The following is a 12,865-nucleotide window of genomic DNA, read 5'->3' on the forward strand; positions in this document are numbered from 1 at the left end:
ACAAATTGTGGGTATTTCATAAGTCCACAGGCTATCGAGTGCGGCTCATGGCAAAATATGTCCTTATTGCTTGCTATGGCCGCCCAAAATCCTTGTATGACCTCTGAATCCAACGCTCCCGTTACGACTAATTTTCTGCGCAACATTATTGAGTCTGATCTCGCTTCTCAGCGATTTGCCGGCAAACGATGGGCGGGCCACCCTGGCACAGCAGACGTGCAGGCAACGGGTGCGCTCGACTCGGCACGGATTCGTACCCGCTTCCCCCCCGAGCCCAATGGCTACCTGCACATTGGCCACGCCAAAAGCATTTGTCTGAATTTCGGTTTGGCGCGCGACTACGGTGGGATCTGTCACCTGCGTTTTGATGACACCAATCCGGAAAAAGAAGAACAAGAGTACGTGGACGCCATCATCGATGCCGTCAAATGGCTTGGGTTCGACTGGAAGGTGGAAGGTAAAGAGCATCTCTACTACGCCAGCAGCTATTTTGGGGATATGTTTGCGTTTGCAGAAGCGCTGGTCGAGGCCGGTCATGCCTATGTGGACGAGCAAAGCCCAGAAGAAATGCGGGCGATGCGCGGTACGCTCACTGAACCAGGTCAAAACTCACCTTTCCGTGATCGCTCGGCCGCTGACTCGCTGCGCTTGCTGCGCGAGATGCGCGATGGCAAACATCCGGATGGCAGTATGGCCTTGCGTGCACGGATTGATATGGCCTCGCCCAATATCAACATGCGTGATCCTGTGCTCTATCGCATTCGTCACGCCGCCCATCACCGCACAGGCACGCAGTGGTGCGTGTATCCCATGTATGCCTTTGCCCATCCGATTGAGGATGCGCTTGAGGGGATTACGCACAGTATTTGCACGCTTGAGTTTGAAGACCAGCGCCCGTTTTACGACTGGACACTGAACCGCCTGCAGGAATTAGGCAAGTTTTCCTTGCCGCTGCCGCATCAATATGAGTTTGCACGTCTCAATGTGAGCTACATCGTCACGAGCAAACGCAAACTGTTACAGCTGGTCAAAGAAGGCCACGTGAACGGTTGGGACGACCCTCGTATGCCTACGTTGGCGGGTTTACGCCGGCGCGGCTATACCGCCGCGGCACTCAGGCTGTTCTGTGAACGCACAGGCGTCTCAAAATCCAATTCGCGAATCGACTACAGCTTGCTAGATCAGGCCTTGCGTGAGGTTCAGGATCCTTTGGCACCTCGCTCGGTGGCGATTTTGGATCCCGTCAAACTGGTCATCACGAACTTTCCAGAAGGCCACACAGAAATCTGCCACGCCCCGCGCAATCCGCACGACCCAGCCGCAGGTCAACGCGAATTTCCGCTCACCCGTGAAGTGTGGATTGAGCGAGAGGATTTCGCCGAAGTGCCGCCTAAAAAATACTTTAGACTCTTTCCAGGCAACTCTGTCAGGCTCAAGTACGGCTATGTCGTGACGTGCACAGGCTGCATCAAGGACGATCAGGGCAATATCCTGGAGGTCCATGCCGAATACAACCCCGAGACCAAGAGTGGTACACCTGGCTCGGACGCTGTCAAAGTCAAGGGCAACGTTACCTGGATTAGTTGCGCGACTGCAGTACCGGCTGAAATTCGCCTGTATGACCGCTTGTTCTCTGAGCCTTTCCCAGATGCGGGCGATCGTGAGTTTTTGGACTATCTCAACCCGCTGTCCGTGCACACTGTGCAGGCATGGCTTGAACCCGGCACCTCCCTTGAAACTGGGGTGGTGTCGCAATTTGAACGTCTGGGCTATTTTGTGATTGATGCGAAAGACTCGACCGCTCAGCGCCCTGTCTTTAATCGGGTCACCACCCTGAAAGATACCTGGGCGAGCGCAGTGTCTGCTTGATAACGATTAACAAAGGCGGTCCATTGATGGCTAAAAAAGAAGAAGTTGATGCAGACACGTTGGCCTTAATCCAATGGTGCACCGAGGTTGAAGAATATTTAGTCGCGGCCGGGGCAAGTTTGCGCGAAGCCCAAGGCTATATCGAAGAACATGCCGAGTGGTTTACCGATCAGTTTTATGAGGGTTTAACGCCCCAAGAGGCTGCCAAAGCCTCCTTGAACGAGCCTTAAGCCTCATTATCATCCCTCAGTCTTCGTGATTTTCAAGACGTGTTCGAACATTTTTTGGACTTTTCCTCGCTGTCCTAGGTAAGGTATGATCCCAGACAATGACGACCGAACTTTCCCCCCTAGAATTTAAAAGCGCCACACTATACGCAATACGTGTGGTGCTCCAGCTCGCTGACACCAAAGAACTGATCCTCGCCCTCAAAAAACGCATGGCAGATGCTGGTGCTTTTTTTGAAAACGAGCCTGTGGTGATCGACGCGATGCGCGTGGACGATGTGATCGACTGGGCAGCACTGCTTGAGGCTTTCAAAAAGCACAAACTGCCTGTGATCGGTGTGGTTGCCCAAGGTGACAATTTGATCCAGGCGCAAGCCTGCGGTCTCACGCCGGTCGATCTTTCAGCTGCGCCTGCGCGTCATGCGTCAGATACGCAAACGGCAGCCTCCGTGGCCGAGCCGGTCACGGCTAGTCTGCCAACGCCTGCAGCCTCAGAAGAAAACAGTATCAATGAACCCGCTGTCAGTGCGAACACCAACGGTGACGCAGCGAACGACGCAGCTTCTCAGCGCGCCGATTCTGTGCCCACCTCTGCTGCGTCGGCAGCCCCCACTATGGTGATTAAGGGCCCTCTGCGTTCAGGCCAGCGCGTCTACGCACGCAGCAGTGATCTGATTGTGATGGGCGTTGTTAGTCGCGGCGCCGAAGTGATCGCCGACGGCAACATTCATATTTATGGTCCCTTGCGCGGCAAAGCCATGGCAGGTGCCCGCGGTGATGCCGCCGCACGTATTTTTACGACCGGTTTTGATGCTGAGCTCGTTGCAATCGCAGGCATCTACCGTGTCGTCGACACCAAATTATCAGCCGAACTGCATCAAAAACCTGTTGTCATTCAACTTGAAAAAGATGCACTTCATATTAATGCCCTTGGGCAGTAAAATTAACATTTCCATTTAAAGGTTCTCGCGTCATGACTCGTATTGTGGTGGTGACTTCAGGCAAGGGTGGCGTTGGCAAGACCACCACGAGCGCCAGTTTTTCTTCCGGTTTGGCCATGCGTGGCCACAAAACAGCCGTGATCGACTTTGACGTCGGCCTGCGTAACCTCGACCTCATTATGGGTTGTGAGCGTCGCGTGGTGTACGACTTTGTTAACGTGATTCAGGGTGAAGCCACCCTCAATCAAGCCTTGATCAAAGACAAAAATCTCGAAAACCTGTTTATCCTGCCCGCCTCGCAGACACGCGACAAAGACGCGCTGTCTCTGGAGGGTGTTGGCAAGGTCATCAATGACCTGAAAGACATGGGTTTTGAGTACATTGTGTGTGACTCCCCTGCCGGTATTGAAACAGGCGCCTTGCTGGCGGCCTACTTTGCCGACGATGCCTTGGTCGTCACCAACCCTGAGGTCTCCTCAGTCCGCGACTCAGACCGTATTTTGGGCATTTTGGCCTCCAAATCACGTCGTGCGATCGAGTCTGACGAGCCTATCAAAGAATATTTACTACTGACGCGTTACAACCCCAAGCGTGTCGAAGACGGTGAGATGCTTTCGCTCAAGGACATTGAGGATATTTTGCGGATCAAATTGATCGGCGTCATTCCTGAGTCTGAGTCGGTTTTGCAAGCCTCCAACCAAGGCTTGCCAGCCATTCACATTGAAAAGAGCGATGTTTCAGAAGCGTATCGCGATGTCGTGTCGCGCTACCTTGGCGAGGAAAAGCCCCTGCGTTTCGTTGATTACGAAAAGCCCGGCCTACTCAAGCGCTTGTTCGGAGGTAAGTGATGTCTTTTCTGTCGTTTTTGCTCGGCCAGAAGAAAACCTCCGCCAACGTTGCTAAAGAGCGTTTGCAGATTATTCTGGCCCATGAACGTGTCGGCGGCGGGAATAATTCGCCAGACTATTTGCCCGCACTCCAAAAGGAATTGCTGGCGGTGATCTCTAAATATGTGCAGATCAATCCTGACGACATCAAGGTACAGTTTGATCGACAGGACAGCCTTGAGGTCCTCGAGGTCAAGATCGAGATGCCTCAGCGTTAAGACACTCGCGAGGCCACCCGGCCTCGAATCCTGCTTGTCATACACAAACAAAAAGCGCCTGATACAGGCGCTTTTTGTTGACTGTGCGAGCTGACTAACGTAAGGCCTTGTAGCGAATCCGCTTGGGCGCTGCACCCGCCTCACCTAAGCGACGTTTCTTGTCGGCTTCGTATTCCTGATAGTTGCCATCAAAGAACACCAGTTGCGAATCACCCTCGAACGCCAAGATATGCGTGGCAATCCGATCCAGGAACCAACGATCGTGACTGATGACCATCACAGAGCCTGCAAACTCTAAGAGCGCATCCTCAAGTGCACGCAAGGTTTCTACGTCCAGATCGTTTGAAGGTTCGTCCAGCAGCAACACGTTGCCACCAGTAATGAGGGTTTTGGCCAGATGCAGACGACCTCGTTCACCACCCGAGAGCTGACCGACCATCTTGCCTTGATCCGCCCCTTTGAAGTTGAAACGACCGAGGTAGGCGCGAGCGGGCATTTCAAAACGGCCGACCGTCAGGAGATCGGCACCGTCAGAAATCGTGTCAAACACTGTCTTGGCATCTGGTAACGCATCGCGGGACTGATCAACGAAGGCGATCTTGACGGTCTGACCGATTTTGACCTCACCGCTATCAGGCTTGTCTTGACCAGCGATCATGCGGAACAGCGTTGACTTACCCGCGCCGTTGGGTCCGATAATGCCGACAATAGCGCCAGGGGGTACACGGAAACTCACATCATCCATCAACAGCTTGTCGCCAAACGCTTTGTTGACGTTCACGAACTCAATCGCTTCGTTACCCAAACGTTCGGCCACAGGAATAAAGATCTCCTGCGTTTCGTTGCGCTTTTGATATTCATGAGATGACAATTCCTCAAAGCGAGTCATACGCGCTTTGGCCTTGGCCTGGCGACCCTTGGCGTTTTGACGGACCCACTCCAGTTCTTTCTTAATCGTTTTTTGACGGGCCGACTCGCTGGACTCTTCTTGCTTGAGTCGATCGTTCTTTTGCTCGAGCCAGGAGCTGTAGTTGCCCTTCCAAGGGATGCCATGACCGCGGTCCAACTCAAGAATCCACTCTGCGGCGTTATCCAGGAAGTAACGATCGTGGGTCACGCCCACAACAGTTCCGGGGAACTTGGCCAGAAACTGCTCAAGCCACTCAACGCTCTCAGCATCCAGGTGGTTGGTGGGCTCGTCTAGCAGCAACATATCTGGCTTGGACAACAACAAGCGGCACAACGCGACGCGACGCTTTTCACCACCGGAAAGCTTACCAACGTTGGCATCCCAAGGGGGCAAGCGCAGCGCATCGGCGGCGATTTCCATTTGTGTTTCTGTATCGTCAGAGCCGCTCGAGGCCGCGGCGGAAATAATGGCCTCTAAATCCGCCTGTTCAGCGGCGAGCGCATCAAAATCAGCATCTGGTTCGGCGTAGGCGGCATAGACTTCGTCAAGCCGCTTTTTAGCCGCAACAACGGGTCCCATGCCCTCCTCGACCGCTTGGCGCACAGTGTGATCGGGGTTGAGCTTGGGCTCTTGCTCCAGATAACCAATATTGAGACCGGGCATCGGAACGGCTTCGCCTTCGATTTCCTTGTCCACACCCGCCATGATCTTGAGCAAGGTCGACTTGCCCGAGCCATTCAGACCCAACACGCCGATTTTGGCGCCCGGGAAAAACGACAGAGAAATGTCACGCAGGATCTGACGCTTAGGGGGAACAATTTTGCCCACGCGGTGCATGGTGTATACGTATTGAGCCATAGGTCCATCAAAGAATAAAAAGACGATGCGCTATTGTAGGGCTTGGAGGGCGCTATGATGACGGCTAAATCGACTTTTGCCTGACTGAACGGCTCCAAACTGAGTTCTTATGACCACACCTGACCACGCCCTGCGCTTTACCGAACAAGAACTTTCCATGCTGGGTAAAACCGCCGATGGTCTGAGCGCCTATATGGGCAAGTCTGTTTTGGCTGAAATCGGCATGGATGACGATGCGGAATGGGTCATTTTTGCCATTCCACTTGGGGTCGATGAAACGCCAGATGAAAAAGCCACACATGTGCAAATGGGTGGCCCGGGTGCGCGCTTTGTGGGAAACCGTGGCGGCCTGGATTTGGATACAGAGGTCTATGACTGTCAGTATTTGTGGGCGATTCAGATTACAGATGATCCAGAAGCGCGTTTTGTCAGGCTCGATCAGAATGGTGATGAGTTTGACTACGCGATGGAGCTTGCTGAGCTCCTGCCTTTTGATTTGACCGAAGACGCCTTGCCTGATCCAGATCTTGAGTTGCTCGAAGATCTAGGGGATGACGATGATCAAGAGGATGATCTGTCAGCGGGACAGGCGGGCAAGCCGCCGTCTCTTCACTGAGTCCACCCCGACGAACCCTTTACAAAACTCCGCGGGTCTTTAGTTGGGCGATTTCTTCTTCGATTAAACCGAGTTCGTTATAAAAAATCGCGTTGTGTTCGCCCACCGCAGGGCCGCTGCGATGCTGGCGCACCGCTGCACCGACTACTCTGGGTACAACACAGGGAGCGGGGATCGAGCCTAAGTCGGGGTCCTCGATCCGCATCACTGACTGGCGATGCTGCACCTGAGGATCGGCCAGCACATCTTTGATATTGAACACCTTGGTATAGGGCACATCGGCCTGACCCAAAACACGTTCGATTTCACTAAAGTCGTGGCTGGCAAACCACTGGGAAATCCCCTCATCGATCACCTCTACATGACGGCATCTTCCGGGATTGGTTTCAAATCGCGGGTCAGACAACCATTCCACGTGACCGATCGCGTGACAGAGACGGCTAAAAATGGGGTTGGAAGAAGCCACTAAGGTCACCCAGATGTGATCTTTGCTTCGATACATATTTGATGGTGCGGTGTAATCGGCACGATTACCGACGTGGCTGCGCGTGTAGCCCAACACCTCTTGTTCGACCGCAAGCGGATCCAGCAAACGGAAAATCGCCTCTGTCGCAGAAAGGTCAATTTCAAAACCACCTTGCTCTGGACGCGCGCGTAATGAGGCCATGGCCGAAGCAATGCTAAACGCACCAAAGACTCCCGTAATCAAATCGCCGATCGGTAAGTTTGGATGCTGGGGGCCACTCTCAGGTGTACCAATGAGGTTGGTGAGGCCGCTCATCGCCTCAAATATTCTGGCAAAGCCTGGACGTTTTGCATAGGGTCCCGTCTGTCCAAAACCCGTAATGCGTAAAACCACGAGCTTAGGATTGACAGCATGCAGCGTCTTTAAATCTAAGCCCCATTTGTCCAGCGTTCCGGTACGAAAGTTTTCGACCAACACATCGGTATGCGCAATCGCTTTAAGAAATAATTCGCGTCCTTCTGGCTGGCGCACATCAAGTGTGATGCCTTGTTTATTGCGATTGACCACCTTCCAGTAGAGCGCATGCTCAGGGGTTGTGGGCGCTAAGCCTCTCAGCGCATCCGAACCATCCGGCAACTCAATTTTTGTGACGTGCGCACCAAGATCCGCACAGAGTGTGGCGGCAAAAGGCGCCGCAAGCACAGTCGAGAAATCGAGAATATTGATGCCATCAAGCATGGGGAGACGGGGCGTTTCGGTGTCAGTTTCTGTATGCATCTTGATATTTGAGCAGATTCCTGACTGGATGAGTCCTCTGTTCCGCACAGCGAAACGCTAGTAAATTTAGGTTGTCCCTGTTTCGACAATCCCTCAACATATGATGATGAACAAGGCGCCCCACTCCGTGGAGACAGATCGTCAGTTTGCAATTAACTTGAGCCGCGGACTACAAGTCCTGCGCGCCTTCACGCCTGCCGAGTATCTGCTGGGCAATCGAGAGCTCTGTGAAAAAACAGGTTTGCCCAAGGCGACTATTTCGCGACTGACCTACACACTGGAACAACTCGGCTATTTGACGAGGATTGATCGCCTGCAAAAATATCGCCTCGGACCTGGGGTGCTGATGCTGGGCTATCCCATGCTTGCCAGCATGGAAATCCGGCACTTGGCCCGACCCCATATCGAAAAGCTGGCTGCCAAAACAGGTTGGACAGTGAATCTCGGGATGCTGGGAAAACTCGAGGTGGTATACATCGACGCCCTACGTATTGACCGAGGGAATTTTTTAAAACCCGATATCGGCAGTGCGCGCCCCTTGTTAACGACAGCCCTCGGACGCGCCTTGCTTTTCGCAAGCACAAACGCGCAACGCGCATCGATATTGAATCGACTCAAAGTCGAGGACCCGGCGCAATATGCGGCAGACTTTCCCTATTTTGAAAAAGACCGTGCGTGCTACGAAAAAAATGGCTTCTGTTTGAGCCGTGGCGACTGGAAGCGCAATGTCCTCGCCGTGGCGGTTCCTCTCACGGTCGCCTCGGATGATCATCTGCAAATCGGCATGAATTGCACGATCAGTACGGCTCGACTGACCAAAGCCGAACTCCTTAAAAACATCATTCCTCACTTATTTGAAGCCCGTCACAACATCGAACGCGACAGCGGCAAGATCCTGACCACAAGCGGAACATCCTTATGATTCAAGACTCAACACTCAACACTCAACGCCTGGACGACATTCGTCAATTTGTCCGTGAAATCGCTATTCCTGCGGAAGCTCAAGTTGTCAGGGACAACGAGATTCCCGCGCATATCGTCCAGATCATGCGCGAGCGTGGTTATTTTGGCTGGAGTATTCCGCGCGAATATGGCGGCGCAGGTATGACAACTGAGGAACTCGCGCTCGCCAATATTGAACTCTCGAAGGCCGCAACGGCTTTTCGCGCTCGGGCGGGGACCAACACTGGTATCGGTGCTGAATCCATCATTCAAGACGGCACGCTTGAGCAAAAACAAGAATGGTTGCCCAAGCTCGCCAGTGGTGAGGTCACGGGCTGTCTCGCATTGACTGAACCCGATGCAGGCTCGGATGCCACAGCACTAAAGGCGTCTGCAACCCCAGCGATGACAGGCGGTGCGCAGCAGTGGCGCATCAATGGCACTAAACGCTACATCACGAACGCCCCAATCGCCGAGCTCTTTACGGTATTTGCCAGAACCGACCCCGAGGACTTGTCGCACCGTGGCATCAGTGCCTTTTTGATTCCACGTCAAACACCTGGCTTGAGTACGGGTCCTGAGCACCGGAAAATGGGTCAGTCAGGCTCGCCTGTCTCGGAGGTTTACCTTGAGGATGTCATGGCAAGCAGCGAGCAGATCGTAGGCGGCGTGCCCGGAAAAGGCTTTGCGACCGCCATGAAAACTCTGAATAAACAACGTATTAATTTGGCCGCACTGTGTATCGGTCCGGCGATGCGTCTGCTCGACGAGGCTCTGGCGCATGTCAAAAAGCGAGAGCAGTTTGGCAAACCGATTGGCGAGTTTCAACTGGTGCAAGCCATGCTGGCTGAGTGCCAAGTGGAGATTTCAGCCGCACGCAGTCTGGTGCTGGAGACTGCGCGCGCACGTGACAACGGTGAGGATGTGACGACACAAGCCTCGATCTGTAAATACTACGCCTCAGAGATGTGCGGACGTGTAGCAGATCGCGTGGTGCAAATTTTCGGCGGCGCAGGCTACTGCGCCGACATTGGCGGACCGATTGAAATGCTGTATCGGGATGTCCGGCTGTTCCGTTTATACGAAGGTACAAGCCAGATTCATTTGCTCAACATTGCAAAACGGATCATGAAGTAATTTTATTTTTTATTCATCAGTTTTATTGCTCTCTGGAGGCAGACATGAAAATAATTAGCCGCATCGCACTCGCACTTGGCTTAACACTGAGTGCAACAGGCTTGGCACTCGCTCAAGAATGGCCTACAAAGCCAATCAAACTGATCTCGCCCTTTCCGGCAGGTGGCTCAAACGACATCGCCACACGTGTCATCGGTGAACGCCTTGCCATCCGTCTCAAACAACCTGTTGTCGTGGAAAACAAGCCAGGCGCCAATACACGCATTGCTTCCGCCTTCATTGCCAAGGCTGATCCAGATGGCTATACCTTGCTGATGGCCGCCGCCCCTCATACGACCAACCCCGCATTGTTTGGCCAGCTTCAATACGACACGCTCAAAGACTTTACGCCCATTATCCAAGTGGTCCGTGCTCCACTTTTCTTGTTGGTCCCGGCAGCCTCACCAGTCAAAACCACCAAAGAGTTACTTGCACTCGCTGCCAAGTCTGGAACAGTCAATGTCTCCAGCCCAGGCAATGGCACAGGCCCTCATTTGGCGATTGAGTTGTTTAACTATTTGGCTAAATCGAACATGACGCATGTGCCCTACAAGGGCGATGCGCCAGCGATGACGGACCTCGTCGGTGGCCAGTTAACGGCAGGCGTGCATCCTATTGTCGCACCTCTGCCCTTTATCAAGAACGACCGGTTGCGCGCGATTGCCGTGTTTGGTTCACAGCGCTCAGCTTTGTTACCAGACGTTCCCTCACTTGGTGAGCAAGGGTTCAAAGATACTGACGTCTACACCTGGTTCGGTCTCGTCGGCCCCGCAAAGCTGCCCGCGAATATCGTGACGCGCCTGAACAAAGAGATCAACGAGATCCTAGCTCAACCCGATGTGAAAGAGCGCTTTGTCTCGATTGGCATGGAGCCTGTCGGCGGGAGTTCAAAAGAGTTTGAACAATACATCGAAACAGATATCAAGAAATGGAACGAGCTCGTCAAGGTGCGCAACATCAAGACGAACTAGTTTCACTTGCCGTGTGGCCGAGGCAATTAACCCTGCATCGGCCAACCTTCTGCAACACCATGGCAGGCAATTTCCACGCCTTTAAAGTTTTGTGTCGCGGGGGCTTCAGTTTTGCAGCGCTCTCGCACAAAGGGGCAACGCGGGTGAAAGGTACATCCCGTGGGTGGATTCAAGGGATTGGGAACCTCACCCGCAACAGGCGTACGTTTGCGTCCCTGCCCCGTCATATCTGGAATCGCTGACAGCAACATCCGCGTATAGGGATGCTGAGGATTTGCAAACAAGGTGTCACGATCGGCGATTTCGACAATCCGCCCCAGATACATCACACCCACACGGTCCGCCACGTGGTGCACAACAGCCAAGTTATGTGAAATGAACAGATAGGTCAGACCGAGATTTCTCTGCAAGTCTTTCATAATGTTCAACACTTGCGCTTGAACAGACACATCGAGTGCCGAAGTCGGCTCATCGCACACGAGAAACTCGGGATTAACCGCCAAGGCTCGCGCAATCGAAATGCGCTGCCTTTGTCCACCGGAAAACTGATGCGGAAAGCGGGACTTGTCTGAGGGATGTAAACCAACCTGGGTCAGCAACACATCGACACGGTCATCACGCTCTTGCTCGGTCATGTCGGTATGTGCCAGCATCGGCTCAGCAATGATCCGTCCGACACGCCAGCGAGGATTCAAACTGGCATAGGGATCCTGGAAAATCATCTGCAGGCGCTTGCGCAAGGCCAGACCAGAGCGGCCCTGCATATTTGAAATTGGTTGACCATCAAAGGTAATGGTCCCGCGCGTGAGCGGATAAAGACCGACCAACATCCGGGCAATGGTGGACTTGCCGCAACCGGACTCCCCCACTAGCGCCAGAGTCTCGCCCTTGCGAATGCCAAATGACACACCATCGACCGCGCGCAGAATACTGCGTGGCTTGCGGGACAGCACGCGCTCGAGCCAGGGGGCCGAGACATCAAACCAACGTGCCGCGTCATGCACTTCCACTAAAGGACGCTCTGTACTCATGACGCCTCCTTTGATGCGTGTAACCAGCAGGCAGCTTGCGAGGTGCCGACCTGAATGATTTCGGGACGCTCTTCGCGGCAGCGATCCATGACACGCGGGCAGCGTGGATTAAACGCACAACCCTTGGGAATCGCCGTGAGCCTTGGCATCGAACCATCAATCTGCACCAGACGTTCGACATGATGGTGGATGGAGGGAATCGAGCCCATCAGTCCCACTGAGTAAGGGTGACGAGGCGCATGAATCACGTCACGTACCTTGCCGATCTCAGCGACGCGTCCTGCATACATCACCACGACTCGATCAGCCGTTTCGGCGATCACACCCATATCGTGTGTGATCAACATCACGGCGGTGCCTTGTTCGCGGCACATCTTTTTAATCAACTCAATAATCTGCGCTTGAATAGAAACATCCAGTGCCGTGGTGGGCTCATCCGCGACGATCAACTTGGGCTGTGCCGCTAAGGCCAGCGCGATGACGACACGCTGACGCATGCCACCCGAAAACTGATGGGGATAGTGATCAATGCGCTCACGAGCGGCGGGGATACCCGTCGACTCTAGCAACTCGATTGAACGCTGTCGGGCTTGAGACCTCGTCATCGGTAAGTGTGTCACGATGGTCTCAGTCAACTGATGACCAACGGTATAGAGCGGATTGAGAGAGGTCAGCGGATCTTGGAAAATCGCGCCAATTTCACGGCCGCGAATCGGCCGCATCTGCTCATCCGACAAATTATCGATCCGCCGGCCTTCAAGCAGCACTTCACCTCCGGAAATGCGTCCTGGCGGTTCGAGCAAACCAATAATGGCTGCACCAGTCAGGGACTTACCAGCGCCCGACTCGCCAACGACGCCCACCACCTCGCCCGCTGCGATTGAAAACGACACATCGTTCAACGCTTTTAAGGTGCCGTGTCGTGTCGGAAACTCGACGCTGAGGTTTTTAATTTCTAAAATATTAGACATGTCTG

The 12,865-nt window shown here is 53.7% G+C and carries 13 protein-coding genes; 9 read left to right on the top strand and 4 right to left on the bottom strand.

The features are described from left to right. The first annotated feature begins 96 nt into the window (after positions 1-96). From WBJ47_RS10065 to minE, 5 genes are all read left to right on the top strand, one after another. Positions 97-1,869, top strand: a complete 1,773-nt coding sequence (locus WBJ47_RS10065) for a glutamine--tRNA ligase/YqeY domain fusion protein (protein ID WP_422244021.1) — start codon at positions 97-99, stop codon at positions 1,867-1,869. A gap of 26 nt (positions 1,870-1,895) precedes the next feature. Then, positions 1,896-2,099, top strand: coding sequence for a hypothetical protein (locus WBJ47_RS10070; protein ID WP_422244016.1), 204 nt, complete (start codon positions 1,896-1,898; stop codon positions 2,097-2,099). Positions 2,100-2,197: 98 nt separating this feature from the next. Continuing rightward, complete coding sequence (gene minC, locus WBJ47_RS10075) at positions 2,198-3,037, top strand: septum site-determining protein MinC (protein WP_422244017.1); 840 nt, start codon at positions 2,198-2,200, stop codon at positions 3,035-3,037. Positions 3,038-3,069: 32 nt separating this feature from the next. Then, a complete protein-coding gene (gene minD, locus WBJ47_RS10080; protein ID WP_422244018.1) occupies positions 3,070-3,885 on the top strand; it encodes a septum site-determining protein MinD in 816 nt (271 codons plus the stop codon). Then, positions 3,885-4,142, top strand: coding sequence for a cell division topological specificity factor MinE (minE, locus tag WBJ47_RS10085; protein WP_422244019.1), 258 nt, complete (start codon positions 3,885-3,887; stop codon positions 4,140-4,142). The genes minD and minE overlap by 1 nt, the downstream gene beginning before the upstream one ends. A 94-nt stretch (positions 4,143-4,236) precedes the next feature. Here minE and ettA read toward each other — a convergent pair whose 3' ends face one another. Continuing rightward, positions 4,237-5,910, bottom strand: coding sequence for an energy-dependent translational throttle protein EttA (ettA, locus tag WBJ47_RS10090; RefSeq protein ID WP_424585357.1), 1,674 nt, complete (start codon positions 5,908-5,910; stop codon positions 4,237-4,239). A gap of 109 nt (positions 5,911-6,019) precedes the next feature. Between ettA and WBJ47_RS10095 the strand changes: the two genes are divergently transcribed. Continuing rightward, positions 6,020-6,526 carry a hypothetical protein gene (locus tag WBJ47_RS10095; protein ID WP_422245319.1) on the top strand — a complete coding sequence of 169 codons (507 nt, stop codon included), beginning with the start codon at positions 6,020-6,022 and terminating at the stop codon, positions 6,524-6,526. 19 nt (positions 6,527-6,545) lie between these two features. On the opposite strand, the gene WBJ47_RS10100 is transcribed toward WBJ47_RS10095, so the two are convergent. Further along, positions 6,546-7,769 carry a CaiB/BaiF CoA transferase family protein gene (locus WBJ47_RS10100; protein ID WP_422245317.1) on the bottom strand — a complete coding sequence of 408 codons (1,224 nt, stop codon included), beginning with the start codon at positions 7,767-7,769 and terminating at the stop codon, positions 6,546-6,548. Between the two features lie 127 nt (positions 7,770-7,896). Between WBJ47_RS10100 and WBJ47_RS10105 the strand changes: the two genes are divergently transcribed. Genes WBJ47_RS10105 through WBJ47_RS10115 form a run of 3 tightly spaced genes read left to right on the top strand, consistent with a single transcriptional unit; the run spans position 7,897 to position 10,858 of the window. Beyond that, positions 7,897-8,691, top strand: a complete 795-nt coding sequence (locus WBJ47_RS10105; RefSeq protein WP_422245315.1) for an IclR family transcriptional regulator — start codon at positions 7,897-7,899, stop codon at positions 8,689-8,691. Continuing rightward, a complete protein-coding gene (locus WBJ47_RS10110; protein ID WP_422245314.1) occupies positions 8,688-9,848 on the top strand; it encodes an acyl-CoA dehydrogenase family protein in 1,161 nt (386 codons plus the stop codon). The genes WBJ47_RS10105 and WBJ47_RS10110 overlap by 4 nt, the downstream gene beginning before the upstream one ends. 44 nt (positions 9,849-9,892) lie before the next feature. Then, a complete protein-coding gene (locus WBJ47_RS10115) occupies positions 9,893-10,858 on the top strand; it encodes a Bug family tripartite tricarboxylate transporter substrate binding protein (RefSeq protein ID WP_422245313.1) in 966 nt (321 codons plus the stop codon). Positions 10,859-10,884: 26 nt separating this feature from the next. Here WBJ47_RS10115 and WBJ47_RS10120 read toward each other — a convergent pair whose 3' ends face one another. Together WBJ47_RS10120 and WBJ47_RS10125 are read right to left on the bottom strand one after the other, a co-directional pair. After that, the gene (locus tag WBJ47_RS10120) at positions 10,885-11,889 is read right to left on the bottom strand and encodes an ABC transporter ATP-binding protein (RefSeq protein WP_422245312.1); all 1,005 of its coding nucleotides are present in this window, start codon (positions 11,887-11,889) and stop codon (positions 10,885-10,887) included. Then, positions 11,886-12,860, bottom strand: a complete 975-nt coding sequence (locus tag WBJ47_RS10125; protein WP_422245310.1) for an ABC transporter ATP-binding protein — start codon at positions 12,858-12,860, stop codon at positions 11,886-11,888. Before WBJ47_RS10125 ends, WBJ47_RS10120 begins: the two co-directional genes overlap by 4 nt. Positions 12,861-12,865 lie beyond the last annotated feature (5 nt).

This window comes from Zwartia sp. (assembly GCF_049655405.1).
In the GTDB taxonomy this organism is placed as follows: domain Bacteria; phylum Pseudomonadota; class Gammaproteobacteria; order Burkholderiales; family Burkholderiaceae_B; genus Zwartia.